Source organism: Aequorivita lipolytica, assembly GCF_007997135.1.
GTDB classification, from domain to species: Bacteria; Bacteroidota; Bacteroidia; order Flavobacteriales; family Flavobacteriaceae; genus Aequorivita; species Aequorivita lipolytica.
Genome location: NZ_VORU01000009.1, coordinates 118,702 through 135,327, shown reverse-complemented (window position 1 = coordinate 135,327; position 16,626 = coordinate 118,702). Strand labels below are relative to the sequence as shown.

Here is a 16,626-nt window from a genome sequence, read left to right as displayed (position 1 = left end):
CGATGTAAGAATCGCTTTGCTTAATTTGATCTACTGACTAATCACCTAATTAAACAATCAGCTTCAGAATAAAATCAAAAAGACCAAAAAATAAAAGGTCGCCTAAATAGTTTTTAGACGACCTCTTTTATTGGAATGAATCATTCTTATTCGTCTAAAAGCAAGTTAAGTGTTACCGTAATATTATCGCGTGTTGCTCTTGAATATGGACAAACCTCGTGTGCCTTGTTTACAAGATCCTCGCCTGTTTCCACGTCTACTCCAGGTAAGTAACAATCTAAAGTTGCACGTAACTGTAAATCACCGTCTTTTGTTTTTCCTATTTCAATGTTTGCGGTTACGCTCATGTCGTCCCCCAATTTAATTTTTTTGCTTTCTGCTACCATTTGTACGGAACCACCAAAGCAGGCTGCATAGGCGCTACCAAAAAGCTGCTCGGGATTTGTACCTTTTCCGCTATCCCCGCCTAGGCCTTTGGGAACTGAAAGTTCCATATCAATTTTTCCATCTTCTGTTTTTACGCTACCTTTTCTTCCACCTATGGCAGTTGAGGAAGCTTCATATAAGATTTTCATTTTTTTCTGAATTTTAAAATTATTAAATTTCAAGATACTACCTAAAACCCGTTTCTAAAAGAACATATTCATAAAATTGTCCTAAATTCACATTGTGGCAAAAAGCAAAAAAAATACAAGCACACTAAACGAAAAGAAAGGTGTTTTGCAACCCAAATCATTAAATGAAGTGGTTGCGGAAAGGCATAAAAATTTCAAAAAAAAACCCTCGACAACTGAATTGGTTTCGGAAATTTTAAACCAAAACCAAACTGCCCTAAGCCAAGCCATTACTATTATTGAAAGCACCGCACAAAAACACCAACAACAAGCAAGGGAAATTATAGAAAAATGCCTACCACACGCTAATAAATCCATAAGACTTGGAATAACGGGAGTTCCCGGCGTAGGCAAGAGTACTTTTATTGAAAGCTTTGGAAAATTTTTGGTTTCCGAAGGTAAAAAAGTTGCGGTACTCACCGTAGATCCTAGTAGCAGCATAAGCAGAGGAAGTATTCTTGGTGATAAAACCCGAATGGAAGAATTGGTGAAAGAAGAAAACGCTTTTATCCGTCCGTCAGCAAGTGGCGATACCTTGGGTGGAGTAGCTCGAAAAACACGTGAAAGCATAATTTTATGCGAAGCTACTGGCTTTGACGTAATCCTAATTGAAACCGTGGGAGTCGGTCAAAGCGAAACCGCAGTACATTCCATGACCGATTTCTTTCTATTACTAAAACTTGCCGGCGCAGGCGACGAGCTTCAAGGCATAAAACGCGGCATTATGGAGATGGCAGATTCCATTATAATAAACAAAGCCGATGGCGAAAACCTAAAAGCCGCAAAGCTTGCAAAGAATGAATTTAATCGCGCACTTCACCTCTACCCTGCCAAAGAAAGTGAGTGGGCGCCAAAAACTCTTTTGTGCAGCGCACTAAAAAATGAAGGTATTTCTGAAATATGGGAAGTAGTCTCAAATTATTTCGAAACAGTAAAAACCAACGGCTATTTTCAACATAAAAGAAAAGAACAGAATAAATTCTGGCTGCTACAAACTATTGAAAGTAGATTGAAAAGTGAGTTTTACGCAAATGCTTCAATTAAAATAGAACTTGAAAAACAGTTGAAAGCGATAGATGAAAATAGAACCACGCCTTTTGAGGCTGCGGAGAAATTACTCACTCTCCAAAAATAAGAGTATAGAAAATATAAAATAGCTAGTCAAACTTTTTTAACGCAGATGTTTAGACTATTGGGAAGTATTTCAATTATTATATTTGAATGCTTTTGAAGTATTGATTCTCCATCGCGTTGTATCTTCAAAATTGAATCGTCCAAACTTTTTATTTCAAGGTTTTTCACCTGCTGAAACCTCACTTCTTTCAACCAATGGTGTTTTTTGAAAAGAAATAAAACCGCAAAGAGAAAGAGTTTAAAAGTTGAAAGTTTTGGGACGATTATAACGTCCAACAGTCCATCCTGCAACGAAGCTCGTGGCGTCAAACTCATTTTATACCCCATTTCATTTGAATTGGAAATAAAAAGGAGAAATGGCGAAAGGCGTTCGGTTATGCCATTATAATTTAATTCTACAACATTTTTGTAGTTATATTTTTTCAGTGTGCGAAATGTCGATTTTACATAACTGAAAAGTTGGCGGGTTGTGTTTTCCTCAAAATCTGAAATAACGTGCGCATCAAAACCAATGCCTGCGTTGCTGAAAAATGGCTCCCCGTTTATAGAAGCAGTATCAATTTCAATTGCGTTTTGCTTTTTGATAATTGAAAGTGCCTTTTTTAAATTTTTTGGAATTTTTAGATTGGAAGCTAATCCATTGCCGGAACCCATTGGTAGGATTCCCAAAATCACTTGAGTATTTACCAAGCAGCAAGCAACTTCATTTATGGTTCCATCCCCACCACAAGCAACTATAATTTGTGCGCCTTCTTTAATTGACAATTCCGTTAATGCGGTTGCGTGACCAATAAACTCAGTTTCTTTTATAAAAACCTCGTAATTTTCCTTAGGGAAATAAGCTTCAACTAAAGCCACCGGAAGCTTATTCTTTCCTTTTCCTGCTATGGGATTTACAATGAAATGAATTTTATTTTTCAATGCCCAGAGTGGTTAGTTTCAAACCTTCATTTCTGAACAAATAATCGGCAGTCTGATAGTTTGAAATGATTTCATTTAAAAACCTGTTATCGTTTTCTAAAGGCATCAATTCATTGGTTTCCCGATTCCACCGATAGAAATTTGAAAGCTGTTGATCGCCTAAAACCATAATGCTGCCATCCTTTTTCAAAAGACCAAGTTTACGATAGGTTCCCACAAAGGCGCGTTCTTCGGCTGGTTTCATTTTCAAAATATCAGTCCCGAATAAATTGGTATTATAGTTCCAGTTTAGCAATGAAAAAAGCGTTGGAAAAACATCTATTTGTGACGCTAAATTTTCAACTTTTTGGGGCGCCGCATTCGGCAAATTCAATATAAGTGCGGGAATGTGATAGTTTTTAACATCCAGTTCCTGCCTGCCAGCACTGGAAGCGCAGTGGTCTGCCATAATAATTATGACCGTATTTTTATACCAATCTTTTGACTGCGCCTTCTTTAAAAATGCACCAATTGCGTAATCGGTATATTTTACGGCACCACTTCTCCCCGAGCCCGAAGGAATGTCTATTTTTCCTTCAGGATATGTGTATGGGCGGTGGTTACTGGTAGTCATTACAAAATCGAAAAAAGGTTTGCCAGCTCCATGAGCCTCATCGGCAACTTTAATTACTTTGTTATAAATATCTTCATCGGCAATTCCCCAAGCATTTTCAAAAGTTACTTCTTCATCTTCAATGTTTGTTCGGGTTGTGGTAATGCTGGCATCCAATAAAAAACCCCGACCGCGATCTACGATGTTGAAACCATTTCCACCGAAATAACTGTTCATATTATCAAAATATCCATCACCCCCATAAAAGAAATTTCGCTCGTATCCCTTCTGTTTAAAAACTTCGCCAATTGTAAAAAGTTGCTGGTTATTTTCGCGCTTTACAATACTACGTCCCGGCGTTGGTGGAATGGAAAGTGTTATAGCTTCCATACCCCGAACGGTGCGCGTTCCCGTGGCGAAAAGATTTGTAAAAAACAAACTGTGGTTTGCCAAAGAATCTAGTGTTGGCGTATTGTTTTCAGTATTTCCGAATGATCCTAAAAAATTGGCGCTCAAACTTTCTACACATATAAAGATTACATTGGGTCTTTGTTCGGGCAAGGAATCTGTGTTCGAAATATTTCTATAAATCGACTCCTTTTCAGGAAAAAGCAAAGTATCACCTCGCCTTTTAAACTCGCTTTTTACTTCTGCAAAGGCTTCGTTTATGGGAAGTGTTCTATAAAAATCTGTATAGGAAAGTTCGTTTTTCTGAAATGCCGAAAAGAAGGAATAAATACCTGTTTTGGCGATTTCATTATTATAACGGTTTTCAAATTGCTCTGCGTCTTTATTATTTACGAATAAAACGAAAATTAAAACGGTACTAATAACAAGAAGTGTTGGGAATAACTTCTCCATAAAAGTACTTTCGCTATGAAATGTTTTCTGAAAAATACCTCTTCGCTTGGTAATAAAAAGAAGCACCGCCGTAAAAAGCAAAATACCACCAATAAGTAAAGGGATTGGGTACGATTCGTTTATGTTTTTTACAACTTCGTAGGTATAAATTAGATAATCTACCGCAATAAAGTTGAACCTGTTTTTGAATTCTTCCCAAAAAGTTATTTCAGCAAAAAACGAAAACAAAAAGATTACAATCCCAAGTGTATACCCACACCAAGTTGCTATTCTATCAAAAAGAGATCCGTACCACCGCTGCGGAAAAAACAGCAAATACAGCGCGTACGGAAGTGCGAAAAACGAAACCGTACCTAAATCAAATAATACCCCTACAAGAAAAGTATTCGCTAGTTTGAAAAATGAAGTATCGAGTTCCTTAAAAACCCAAAGCACAAAAATAATTCGAACCAGAGTTGATAAAATGATAAATATTTTTACGAAATAAAATAGCAGTTTAAACCGCTGTGGAAAAAGTTTTGACACGAAAAATGAATTAGGGTTCAAAGTTAGACCCTAATCGGATAAGACAGTGTTTACAGAGCTTTGATGATATCCCGTATGCTTATATTGGACATATTAAGCTGCTATTTTTGCAGTTTTCGGTACTCGGTAGGTGTAACACCTTTATGTTTTTTAAAAGTTGCATAAAAACTAGATTTTGAACTAAAGCCAACATCATTGGCAATTCCAACTAATGAGTAGTTGGAATATTTGGCATCGTTCACTCTATCTAAAAAAGCTTCAATGCGGTACCCATTTACAAAATCCTGAAAATTAGTATTCATATGGGTATTCAATATTTCAGAAATGTATTGTTTCGGGATTTCAAGTTTTTCTGCTAATGAAGAAAGTGAAAGTTTGCCATCCATAAATCCTTTTTCATCCTCCATAAAAGCGATAAGTTTTTTTGAATAGTCTTCAATTAAATTCTCCTTTAGGCCAGAGGTCCGGTATTTTTTAATTTCGGAAAAAGGAACAATCTCTGATGGCGCCACAACGAGTTTCCAAGCCATAAAATAAAAAAGAAAAGCAATGACTATAAGCGTTGACGCATTGTTTTCTGGGTCGCTAAAGTAGGGTATTTGCCCAATACCCAACCAACTAAAAATTTCATTCACCAACGCCAAGCTCATAATTATTGCCAAAGGAAGAATAAAAAAAGCCATCCATTTTTTTCTGTCAGATTTTATGATAGCCCAGGCAGTAAATAGCAAATAGCATAAAAAGCTTAGCTCTACCAGTAGTTCTAAAATTTCAATATAAATTACATCTTCAGTTGAATAATATTTTTCATAAAATTCAATGATAAAATATAAGAGGTTTGGCAGAAAAAAAACCAGATGCTTAAGTTTGAACCTTTCACGTCGCGAAACAAAATATAGTACAAACAGTAAGAGAAAAGTTATAAATAATGAAGAGTCAAAAAAGAACCAATCTACATTTTCAACGAAAAAACCGTTCTCATCATCACCAACAACGTAAAATAAGATGGAAACAATACTCCCAATGAACAACCAAAATGTAGGCTTTTGATATTTTTCCCTGTTGGCCATAAGTGCCACAATAAGAAAAACCCCTTGCAATAAGGTTATGATTTGGAGTATTTTGAGCATTACATTGTTATAAAAAAATGGAGACTGCAGTTAAAAGTTATTTTTAAACCATTCAGTCTGTGCAAGCAAACCCTCTTTTAAAGTAGTCTGCGGATTGTACCCTAACAGTTTTCTGGCCTTGTCAATATTCGCCTTAGTTCTTGATTGATCTCCGGCACGTGGCGGTTTTTCTTCGGTTGCAATTTTCTTTTGAAGGATTTCTTCAACAGTCACAATTCCCTGCGCCGTAGTACTTTCGGTTTCCGTGCCAAGGTTGAAAATTTCGCAATTACAAATTGCTTCATTTCCAAAAACACGTACAATTCCGTCCACAATATCCTGTACATACGTAAAACTGCGCAAGTGTTTTTCACTGCCTTCAAAAAGCGGAAAAGGTTTGTTGTTCAATCCGCAATCTATTAAACGTGTATAAAGTTTATCGGGTCTTTCACGCGGACCGTAAACGGAGAAGAGCCTAAAAGATGTTCCATTCAGTTTATTTTCGCGGCATTTTGCCAAAACCAGATGTTCAGCAGCAAGTTTGGTTATGCCGTACCACGAGGCCGGTTTGGGTGCCACATCTTCTGAAAAAGTTGCTTCCAGACCATAAACGGAAGAGGTAGAAATATTTACAAAAAACGGTTTCTTCGGAAGGCTTTCCGCAAACTCCAGCAACCTTTGTGTAGCTAAAATATTATTGCTGAAATAATCACCAAAGGTGGAATCTTTCGAAATACCGGGATGTGCAGCTAGGTGAAAAATATAGTCAAAATGGTTTGGAAGTTTTTCAGCCAAGTTATCATATCTAAGATCAACTTTCAGGATTTCGATATTCTTTTGTTGTAACACTTTCGCGTTTCCTTTTTTGAGTGAAATATCGTAATAAGATGAAAAATTATCTACGCCCACTACATCATGCCCCAATTCCTTTAATCGTTCCGCCGTATGCGAACCTATAAATCCTGCTGCTCCCGTAACGAGTATTTTCATTCTGTTTTCAATTTCTATTTTGCTTTCCACCGCAAAATAACATGTTTTTTAGCGTTTCGCTGTTTTCTTTAAAAAAGAAATACTTTTACAGAAATCTTTTCTAAAATATAGATGGTCGAATTCACTATAATTGTACCTGTTTACAACGAAAAAGAGAATCTGCTACGTGTAGAGAAAGAGCTGCTGGCTTATACCAAGATGGCAACTAAAAAGACTTCAGTTCTTTTTGTGAATGATGGCTCCATAGACAACAGCCAAGAATTGATTGAGGAAATCTGTACGCGCAACGAAGTTTTTCATTTTATTTCCTTTAAAGAAAATCAAGGCTTGAGCGCTGCTATAAAAGCAGGTTTTGATTTCGTAGAGAGCCCGTTGGTCGGGTATATTGACAGCGATTTGCAAACCGATCCAGAAGATTTCAATCTTTTGCTGGAACACATTGGAGAATACGATTTGGTAACGGGAGTCCGGGCCGATAGAAAAGACAAGTTCGTTAAAAATATGTCCTCCAAAATTGCAAACGGTATTCGTCGTGCATTCACCCACGATGGTATGGACGATACGGGTTGCCCGCTTAAAGTGATAAAAACAGACTATGCCAAACGCATCCCAATGTTTAAAGGCTTGCACCGCTTTTTACCAGCTATGATTTTATTGCAAAACGGCAGAATACTGCAAGTACCCGTAAAACATTTTCCGCGTATGGCCGGTACGGCAAAATTCGGACTTTGGAACAGGTTGCTAGGTCCCTTGATGGACTGCTTCGCTTATCTTTGGATGAAGAAAAAATACATCAATTACGAGATTAAAAGCAAAGGATGAGCAACTGGATTGTTTATAGCATCGGTTTTTTAGCACAAATTCTTTTCAGCGGAAGACTAATTGTGCAATGGATTCTTTCCGAAAAAAGCAAACGCATTATCACTCCATCAATTTTTTGGGAGATGCTAAACAAAGAAGGTGAATTTATAACTCCAATCGAAAACCGCTTTGGTGTGCTGGTTTCAGAAGAAAGTTTAAATCATTTCGCGCAAACCTACCCTAATTTTAAAAGAAAACACATAGCGCGTTACGATATGAATCCGAAGGGTCCCGACAGTCGCACTCACAAAACTAGATTGTACAGAGAGTTGTTTATTGTGACGAAAGAGTAATAGCTCCAAACCTGACAGGTTTTTAAAACCTGTCAGGTTTTTTGAGTCTTGAACCTTTTCTGTCCCCATTTCTGAAGCAGGTAAAACAACCAGCCCGTCAATCCGCCAAACGCCATTCCACTAACCACATCCAGCGGATAATGAACTCCCAAATAAATACGACTATAGGCAGTTACAACTGCCCAAGCCAGCAATAAGAAAGGCAAATATTTATACCATTTTTGAAGACTCAACCCAAGAAAAACCGCCGCAGCCATCGAGCTTGCCGCATGGCCAGAAAAATATCCGTATTTGCCACAACCATCGGCAACATAACGCATTGTTGCTTTCAGTGCTTCTACTTGGCACGGTCGCGGGCGCTCCAGCCCGTGTTTAAAGAGATTGGCAATTTGGTCCGTGGCGGTTATCATCAAGGCAACGCAGACCATAATTACCAGCGTCCCTTTCCAACCATAGTTTTTATAAATTAAATAAAGAAGGATTGCATAAATAGGAATGGACGACCACTTTTCTGTTACAAATCGCCAAAATCCATCCCAAGAAGTGTTTCCTAAATTATTCAGAAATAGGAAAAGTTCGGTATCGTAATTTAGTAGTTGGTCTAACATTATTTATCGTTCTAAAAATACTGGTGTCGTGTTCGTCCACGAATTCACGAATGTTTGTCTAAAAATTATTCGTGAATTCGTGTCAAAAAATCAATCTTCATCGTATAAAGCTATTTCTCTATCGTAAAAATCATTAGCTCCCTGAATCAAGTTTTCAGCTTCTGCTTCAAGTTCCTTTTGGTCTTCTTTATCAAAATCTTCCAGCCATTCCACCTCATCGTCTTCTAGATTTATAATGAAACGTGGAAATTCGGTATGTATCACGAAGATCGCATCGGGATAATCGCTGTTGTCGCCGAGTAAGTATTTTGGGAAATCCATTTTTTCTAGTTGTTAGTTGATGGTTGATGGTTGATGGTTGATGGTTGATGGTTGATGGTTGATGGTTGATGGTTGATGGTAAAAATAATCTATTGGTTTTTTGCTAATTCCTTTTCGCTTTTCGCTATTCGCTAATAGCTACTTCCTGCCTAATCAATTTTTTCGAAAGATAATTAAATCTGATGAATAACATGATTCCGCTTGCGGAAAGTCCTGCCAACAAACCTATCCAAATCCCCATACTTTCCAAGGAAGTTTCCATACTTAAGTAATACGAAATAGGGAAACCAATGATCCAGTACGCTATAAAACATATTACCGTTGGTATTTTCACATCCTGCATTCCGCGCAGCGCGCCGAGCGCCACAACTTGTAAAGCATCAGTAAATTGAAAGATGGCAGCTATAATTAAAAGTTGCGCAGCTATGGCTACCACTTCACGGTTGTCGGCAAAATCTACAACACTATCGAAATCGAGGAATATTTTTGGAAGCTGTTCATTAAAAAGAATAAAGAAAACCGCAAAAACCAACGCCAAAATAGTGGTCAATAGTCCTATAGAAATCGCCACCCGGCGCAGTTCCCTAAAGTTTTTCAACCCTTTTTGGTTGCCCACCCTTATCGTTGCAGCCACGCTAAAGCCCATCGCTACCATGAAAGTCATAGAGGCCAAGTTCAGCGCAATTTGGTTTGCAGCTTGCGGGTTCTTGCCAAGAATTCCAGAAAGCCATACTGCGGAAGTGAAGATCATTACTTCAAAAAACATCTGCATAGCCGAAGGAAAACCAAGGTTTAAAAGCTTTTTCAGCATCACTTTGCTGAGGGTGAAAATCTTAATATCAGTAACAAAATATCGCGATTTCTCTTTTCGGCTTAATAAATACCACAAATAAATTACCATCACAACACGAGAAACCAAGGTGCCAATTGCCGCGCCCACAACACCCATTTCCGGCGCACCAAACTTTCCGAAAATAAACATATAGTTCAGTAACACATTCACCAAATTCGCTACTATAGTAGCATACATCGGGAAACGCGTCATAGACAATCCATCGCTAAATTGTTTAAAACCCTGAAAAATTATCAGCGGAACCAGGGAAGCTGCAACCAACGTTAAATAAGGCATTGCCAAATCCACCACTTCTGGCGGTTGTTTCATTACGTACATTAATGGTTTTGCGAACATTACTGTAGCAAAAAGCACCAATCCCAAAACAATACACAAAAACAAACCGTGCTTAAAGGAAGATTTCCCCTTCTCGCGATTCCCCTCTCCATCTGCTTCAGCAACCAAAGGGGTTATGGCTGTAGAAAAGCCAATACCCAGACTCATAGCCACAAACATAAAACTGTTCCCCAGCGATACAGCGGCTAGCTCGGCAGTTCCTAATTGCCCCACCATAATATTATCCACCAGCGCCACCACTTGGTGCCCCAGCATTCCCAAAATAACGGGCGTTGCCAGTTTGGTGTTATATTTAAATTCGCGGGTATAATCTGAAAGCGCCAAGGTTTAAAATTTTTGCGCAAAGATAGTAGTTGTGTTTTTTAGAATAGCTTTGTGGGAGTTTAAATGTTTAGATGTTTAGATGTTTAGATGTTTAGATGTTTAGATGTTTAGATAAATTAAAATATTTATTGAATCAATAGTATCCACAGCAACAATAGTATCCAAAGAATCAACAGAATCAACAGAATCAACAGAATCAACAGAATCCATAATATCATAAAAAACTATCAACTATCAACCATCAACTAAATGGCTCGTCCCCAACCCAAATCCATCTCCGATAAAGAAAAGAAAACCAGCGTCAAGGATTCTTTTAAAGCCTTAAAAACCATTCCACGGTTTTTTAGGGAAATATACCGCAGCAGCCCAAAACTGTTTTTATTAAATGCTTTAAGTCGATTAATAAACGCCTTCACGCCCGTGGTAATCCTGTGGGTGGGAAAGATGATTATTGATGAAATTATTCTACAAGTTTCTTTACCTGATAAAGATTTCACCCTACTTTGGAATTATGTCATTATCGAATTCTCCGTTGCTGTGCTTTCCGATTTGTTGGGAAGATTGATAAACCTAACCGACGGACTTTTGGGCGATTTATACTCCAACATGTCTTCGGAAAAAATTATCCGAAAAACCGCAGAGCTAACCATCGCCCAACTGGAAGATCCAGAGTTTTACGACAAACTGGAACGCGCCCGCACCCAAACCAACAGTCGCGTAGATTTGATGACCAATGCGCTGGGACAAGCGGAAAGTTTGATTTCAATGGTTTCGCTGATTGCGGGATTGGTTTATTTTGAACCTATTTTGATACTCATATTGATCGTTAGCATTATTCCTTCGTTTATAAATGAAGCAAAATTCAGCAGCACGCGTTATTCGTTGGCGCGCAGTTGGACCGCCGAACGCCGCGAACTGGATTACCTCCGCTTTATCGGCGCCAACAACCAAACCGCCAAGGAAATCAAGCTTTTCGGCTTGACCGATTTTATCGCGGAACGTTTTAAAGGACTTTCTAATGACTATTACCTCATCAACAAAAAACTGTCGCTCAAGCAGAGTTTTTACGGGTCGTTGTTCAACATTTTGGGCGTGCTTAGTTATTACGGCGCCTACGTTTACATTATTCTGCGGGTGCTTACGGGCGTGATTACCATTGGGGAACTCACCTTTCTTTCCGGTTCCTTCAACAGATTGCGCAACAACCTGCAAGGCTTCTTTTCGCGCTTCACCCGTATTTCCGAAAGCGCGCTTTACCTTCAGGATTATTTCGACTTTATAGATTTAACCGTAGAACAGACTTCCGAAGCAAAAACCCCTATGCCCAAAACCATCACCCAAGGGTTTCAGGTTAACAATCTGCACTTCGCCTATGCCGGTAGCGAAACAGAAGTACTAAAAGGCGTAACCTTTACCCTAAACGCTGGCGAAAAAATGGCTTTTGTAGGCCAAAACGGCGCGGGAAAAACCACGCTCATAAAACTCTTCCTCCGCTTTTACGAACCCACACAGGGCGAAATCCTTTTGGACGGCATCAATATAAACAAGTTTGATGTTGACGCTTACCGAAAACGTTTTGGCGTCATCTTTCAGGACTTTTTTAAGTATGAGTTTACCCTGCGCGAAAACATAGCAGTGGGCAATATAGACCAAGTAGCAAACGACGAAGTAATAAGCTACGCCGCCAGCAAAAGCCTCGCGGAACAAGTGGTAAGCGAAATGGCAGATGGCTTGGAACAACGCCTTGGCAGAAGGTTTTACAAAGGGACCGAACTAAGCGGCGGGCAGTGGCAAAAGGTGGCGCTTGCCCGCGCCTATATGAAGGACGCAGACGTTATGGTGCTGGACGAACCCACTAGCGCGCTGGATGCCCAAGCAGAGTTTGATGTTTTTGAACGCTTTATAGCGCTCACCAAAGGCAAGACCAGCATTATTATTAGCCACCGCTTTAGCACCGTGCGTATGGCAGACCGTATTTTGGTTTTACAAAACGGCCAAGTGTTGGAGCTGGGCACCCACGAACAGTTAATGGCACAGCCAAAATTGTATGCAGAGTTGTTTAAGTTGCAGGCGGCGGGGTATCAGTAGATTGAAATCGAAAACGAAATTGAAATCGAAGATTGAAAAATAAAATGTAAATTGAAGGTATAAAAAAACCCGGATTCATCACCAGCATCTAATATCTGGGAGAGGAATTACCGGGACAGCGAAATGTAAATATACAAAATCGAAGTATTTAACGACCAAAAACTGTATGCAGAGTTGTTTAAGTTGCAGGCGGCGGGGTATCAGTAGAGTTTGCAATGCAATGATTACTATTTAGAATAAAGAATGTCTATACTCAAAAACTACATACAGATACAGTATAAAAGCTTGAAAATTATTCGTAGTTATACTTGTATGCTTTTAACTAATTATACAGGGTATAAGGTTTACGGCACGGGAGTTTTTATTCAAATTGAAGATAACTTCCTTCTTGTTTCTGCTTCACATGTACTTGATAATTTTGAAAATCTTTTTATTCCAATAGAAGAAGGGAAAAACTTATTCAAACCAGGTGGGATTAGTTTTATAAATGAAACTTCAAATAGCAGAAACGAAGATTCTGTTGACATTGGATTCTTAAAATTGGACGAGGAAAGTGTAAAAGAAATTCTCACCACATATAAATTTCTTCAGGATGATGATTTAGCAATTAACCATAAATTTGAGAATCAACCATTTTATACTTTTCTTGGATTTCCCCAAACATTTTCTAAATTCTCTCATAGTAGAAATTCCTTTCACAGTTATCCATTTTTCCAGTTTTCTACCCCTATAATGGAAAGTAAATATTTGAAATATGATAAAAGCCCGAATCTAAACATCATCACATCCTACGAGAGAAAAAAATCATATAATTTAAAAATTAAACAATTCTCTGTTGGGCCAGATTTACACGGTTTAAGTGGATGTGGATTATGGTTTACAAATCCAATGGATATATTAACACAGACAGAAAAACCAAAATTGACAGCTATAATGACTGATTGGCCAATTAAAGATAGAACTAAAGTTATAGATACAAGAATTGACGTATTAACAGAAGTTCTTCGGAAAAAACTTAATCTAAAATTGCCTGAATCAAATATAATTTCCGTAAAATAAAATAACTACCCCCCCCCCGCTAGCTCACATTTGCAACGTGTGCCCGCAAACCTACTCGAAAAATATATAAGCAACAAAACCACTCGGCGTTTTTCCAAATGTTATGCGTAATTTAACAAGCGCAAAAAAACAGCATGGAAAACATTAGAATTTATATTGATTATATCGCAAAAATAATGGAGGCGATTGGCGTCTTGACAATTTTCTTTGGTTCCGTTTTCGCAATGGGTAAGTTTCTCGTTCAGCTAAAAAGTAAAAACCCAATTACCTATAAAGAACTGCGGCAAGCAGTTGGAAAAGCAATACTTCTGGGATTGGAAATTTTAATTGCCGCCGATATAATGGCGACGGTAGTTACGGAACCTTCTCTTAAATCCGTTAGCATTTTGGGTCTAATCGTTATAATTAGAACATTTTTAAGTCTTTCACTTCAGGTTGAATTGGAGGGAAAGTTTCCTTGGCAAAAATTTAAAGTGAACAACAACGAACACGATAAGTGAAAGATCCCTCTGGCGCACTTTTCCAAAGCGTGCCCATCTACATAGAGCATTTGCAATGCGACCCAAATCTACTTTCAAACCCTTTAGACATACTGTTACAAAAGTCTTAAAACACTTTTAAAAAAATCTAATTAATGTACCTTGCTGACCTATTAAAAAGTGAAAATTATGCAAGACAATAAAATGCTAAATTATATAAAAGATGTATTGCAAAATATGCCAACAGACTGGTTGGGTCTAACAACACATAGGCTGGATATTTATGATGAAAGCTTGGCTAAAACTCAGTTTTTAGATCAGTTTGAAAAACTATACAATGAAAATACCCCGATAGCTAACGGGACTGAAACAGCAGCCTTAAAAAAACTACCCACCGCTTACGACTATATTCGATTGGGCCATCCATTATCGTGTGTATTGGAATGGGGAATTGCCCACTTAAATAATACAACACCAAATAATGTAATCAGTTTTTCTTCAAAGACGGCTCCTATTTTAGCAATTCTACGGAAAAATTTATTGGAGAATATAAATACCCAAATCATTTATACCGGTGAATTACCAGCCTATTTCGATGCTGAAATAGTAAGAAGTATTTACGGTTATAAATTTGAACTAAGGCAAGTTGATAAAGTTGAGGACATTTCCGCCCACGATAGCTATCGGGGTAACGGAAGTACCATTTTCATTTCAGAAAAAGATGAAATCGGCGCTATTTATCTCAATCCAATCCCGATAGCTATCGGGATTGACTTTTTCATCAGTCTTCACGGGAATCTAGGCAGTATTTTAGTAGTAAATGGCGAAGAGAACGAAAGTTACATTTCAGAAATTCAGCACGTAAGAAGAAGAGAGACCATTGCAATGACGCCCGCCAATTGTCTTACTGCCTTAAAATCGCTAACAGAACAAGCTCCTTTAGAGAATAAGAAAAGCAATGTAGAGGCAGACAAAAAAAGTGTCTTAGCTTCCATCAAAGAAATTACCGGCACAACTACAAAACCTCTGGTTGCCTCTAGTGGATTATCTATTCAATATGCCATTATGATGGGGCTCATCGCCGACGCGAAAGAAAACCATAAAGGAAAGGCTATCAAATTTATTGTTCCTCCCAATTGCTACGGCGGCACAAACGACCAAGCAAGACGCGTTGCGGCTTGCCTTAATAACGTTGAAATCGTAGACTTACTAGTAGATGGCAATAACGAGATGGTACAAAGTATCGATACCGTTTTAACTGAAATTGCCCACGAAGATGCAGTTCCATACATCATCGCTGAAATTCCCACAAATCCTAGAGTTGAAGTTCCAGATCTTAATCAATTAAAGGCTGTTTTAAGTAAAGAACGCAAAACAAGCAAAGGTGAAATTGCTATCGATCCCGTTTTTATTTTAGATCAAACCTTTTGTCCGAACTTTCATTTCTTGGGTGAAGGAGAAATACTCTCTACAGTTCGAGCCATTTCGTATGCTAGTGGCTCCAAATTCCCAAGTGGTGGACAATGTACTGCTGGCTACTGCGTAGGAAACACAAAAACGGAGGCGTTGATGGAAAAAATAGAAATGCATCTAGCACTTTGTGATAACGAGGCTACAGATCTTCAATATGAAATATTAGCCAGACAGTTGCCTTCAATGAATCAAAGGATTTATGATGCTTATACCAATACACGTGAATTTGTAAACTTTATCCACGATGCTTTACCAGAAGCAAAAATCAATTTTGTTACAGATGAATTGGCAGCACAAGGCTTTACCCCATCGGTGTTTTCCTTAGATCTTCCAACAAAAGGGAATACAGATGCAGAAAGAGAAATGTATAAAAGGGCCCTGAATTTGAAGTTAATCAATTTAATGATTACAGAAATCCCGAATGAAAGTAAGTTCTGCGTGAGCTATGGCCAGTTAAAGGGATGTTATTGGACGATTCCTGCAACATCTACACAAGGCACCACTAAAGAGGGTGACAAGGATTATATTGTGCGTGCATCACTTTCTCCCAATCTGGATCTTGAGCTTCATAAAAAAGTGTTTTTAAAATTTGTTGAACAAATTTAGAAATGTTGGGAGGCGCTCAGCACAAGAATTATTCATTACACATTATTAATTATTCATTAACTGGCTACTTCCGTTTCCTAAAAATATAACTCATCCATACAGGGTCATTATCGTCAGAAACCACAGATTGGCGGTCCAGAAACTCCCAATCTCGGGCATTCATATAATTTAACAATGTTGAAGTCTGTTCAATATCCTCTATTTCGTCGATAGAAATATTCTGGCCTACTAAAGAAGCTTGCTCCTCCACTTTTATTCGCTTTACCTTTCCGCGGTTATTCGCTTTTTGAACAACTATTATTTCAAGAAAATCATATTTGGTAATTTCTTGCGAGTGCCCTTCAAAAGCAAATAATAGAAAAAGGACAACTATGGAAAGTGCTATGTGTTTTTTCATCTTTCTGGTTTATTTCAACTAAAAATACAACTATAATTCTTCTTATAAAAAATCATTTTTTGTTGAGCTTTATGGCATCCATTCAAACAAACAAACACTTTTTCGGCAAAAAACTTTTAACTTTAAAGCTTTGAAGCTTTGAGCTTTGAGCTTTGAGCTTTGAGCTTTGAACTTTTAACTTA

16 protein-coding genes are annotated in these 16,626 nt (G+C 38.1%); 7 read left to right on the top strand and 9 right to left on the bottom strand.

Features of this window, described 5'->3' with window-relative positions:
* Positions 1–146: 146 nt before the first annotated feature.
* Complete coding sequence (locus ESV24_RS11340) at positions 147–575, bottom strand: organic hydroperoxide resistance protein (RefSeq protein ID WP_111816561.1); 429 nt, start codon at positions 573–575, stop codon at positions 147–149.
* Between the two features lie 94 nt (positions 576–669).
* On the opposite strand from ESV24_RS11340, the gene meaB reads away from it, so the two are divergent.
* Complete coding sequence (gene meaB, locus ESV24_RS11335) at positions 670–1,749, top strand: methylmalonyl Co-A mutase-associated GTPase MeaB (RefSeq protein WP_111816437.1); 1,080 nt, start codon at positions 670–672, stop codon at positions 1,747–1,749.
* Positions 1,750–1,775: 26 nt separating this feature from the next.
* On the opposite strand, the gene ESV24_RS11330 is transcribed toward meaB, so the two are convergent.
* The 4 genes from ESV24_RS11330 to ESV24_RS11315 all read right to left on the bottom strand — a co-directional run bounded on the left by ESV24_RS11330 (position 1,776) and on the right by ESV24_RS11315 (position 6,746).
* Entirely contained in the window at positions 1,776–2,669 is an 894-nt protein-coding gene (locus tag ESV24_RS11330; protein ID WP_111816438.1) for a diacylglycerol/lipid kinase family protein, read from the bottom strand.
* A complete protein-coding gene (locus ESV24_RS11325) occupies positions 2,659–4,647 on the bottom strand; it encodes an LTA synthase family protein (protein ID WP_111816439.1) in 1,989 nt (662 codons plus the stop codon). The genes ESV24_RS11330 and ESV24_RS11325 overlap by 11 nt, the downstream gene beginning before the upstream one ends.
* Before the next feature lie 101 nt (positions 4,648–4,748).
* A complete protein-coding gene (locus ESV24_RS11320; protein ID WP_111816440.1) occupies positions 4,749–5,777 on the bottom strand; it encodes a helix-turn-helix domain-containing protein in 1,029 nt (342 codons plus the stop codon).
* Positions 5,778–5,807: 30 nt separating this feature from the next.
* Positions 5,808–6,746 carry an NAD-dependent epimerase/dehydratase family protein gene (locus tag ESV24_RS11315; protein ID WP_111816562.1) on the bottom strand — a complete coding sequence of 313 codons (939 nt, stop codon included), beginning with the start codon at positions 6,744–6,746 and terminating at the stop codon, positions 5,808–5,810.
* A 111-nt stretch (positions 6,747–6,857) separates the two neighbouring features.
* Here ESV24_RS11315 and ESV24_RS11310 point away from each other — a divergent pair, with 111 nt between their 5' ends.
* Positions 6,858–7,568: a glycosyltransferase family 2 protein gene (locus ESV24_RS11310; protein WP_111816441.1), complete on the top strand. Its 711-nt coding sequence runs from the start codon at positions 6,858–6,860 to the stop codon at positions 7,566–7,568.
* Positions 7,565–7,900: a lipid-A-disaccharide synthase N-terminal domain-containing protein gene (locus ESV24_RS15685; protein ID WP_111816442.1), complete on the top strand. Its 336-nt coding sequence runs from the start codon at positions 7,565–7,567 to the stop codon at positions 7,898–7,900. The genes ESV24_RS11310 and ESV24_RS15685 overlap by 4 nt, the downstream gene beginning before the upstream one ends.
* A gap of 32 nt (positions 7,901–7,932) precedes the next feature.
* On the opposite strand, the gene ESV24_RS11300 is transcribed toward ESV24_RS15685, so the two are convergent.
* The 3 genes from ESV24_RS11300 to ESV24_RS11290 form a co-directional block, all read right to left on the bottom strand.
* The gene (locus ESV24_RS11300) at positions 7,933–8,508 is read right to left on the bottom strand and encodes a phosphatase PAP2 family protein (RefSeq protein ID WP_111816443.1); all 576 of its coding nucleotides are present in this window, start codon (positions 8,506–8,508) and stop codon (positions 7,933–7,935) included.
* 90 nt (positions 8,509–8,598) lie between these two features.
* Positions 8,599–8,829, bottom strand: coding sequence for a hypothetical protein (locus tag ESV24_RS11295; protein WP_111816444.1), 231 nt, complete (start codon positions 8,827–8,829; stop codon positions 8,599–8,601).
* Positions 8,830–8,953: 124 nt separating this feature from the next.
* Complete coding sequence (locus ESV24_RS11290; protein ID WP_111816445.1) at positions 8,954–10,342, bottom strand: MATE family efflux transporter; 1,389 nt, start codon at positions 10,340–10,342, stop codon at positions 8,954–8,956.
* Positions 10,343–10,591: 249 nt separating this feature from the next.
* On the opposite strand from ESV24_RS11290, the gene ESV24_RS11285 reads away from it, so the two are divergent.
* The 4 genes from ESV24_RS11285 to ESV24_RS11270 all read left to right on the top strand — a co-directional run bounded on the left by ESV24_RS11285 (position 10,592) and on the right by ESV24_RS11270 (position 16,047).
* Positions 10,592–12,430 (top strand): ABC transporter ATP-binding protein, encoded by a 1,839-nt coding sequence (locus ESV24_RS11285; protein ID WP_111816446.1) that lies wholly within the window; start codon positions 10,592–10,594, stop codon positions 12,428–12,430.
* Positions 12,431–12,715: 285 nt separating this feature from the next.
* Positions 12,716–13,489: a hypothetical protein gene (locus tag ESV24_RS11280; protein ID WP_146743171.1), complete on the top strand. Its 774-nt coding sequence runs from the start codon at positions 12,716–12,718 to the stop codon at positions 13,487–13,489.
* Between the two features lie 134 nt (positions 13,490–13,623).
* A complete protein-coding gene (locus ESV24_RS11275) occupies positions 13,624–13,989 on the top strand; it encodes a DUF1622 domain-containing protein (RefSeq protein ID WP_111816448.1) in 366 nt (121 codons plus the stop codon).
* Positions 13,990–14,157: 168 nt separating this feature from the next.
* Positions 14,158–16,047, top strand: a complete 1,890-nt coding sequence (locus tag ESV24_RS11270; RefSeq protein WP_111816449.1) for a PLP-dependent aminotransferase family protein — start codon at positions 14,158–14,160, stop codon at positions 16,045–16,047.
* Positions 16,048–16,111: 64 nt separating this feature from the next.
* Here ESV24_RS11270 and ESV24_RS11265 read toward each other — a convergent pair whose 3' ends face one another.
* A complete protein-coding gene (locus tag ESV24_RS11265) occupies positions 16,112–16,444 on the bottom strand; it encodes a hypothetical protein (RefSeq protein ID WP_111816450.1) in 333 nt (110 codons plus the stop codon).
* Positions 16,445–16,626 lie beyond the last annotated feature (182 nt).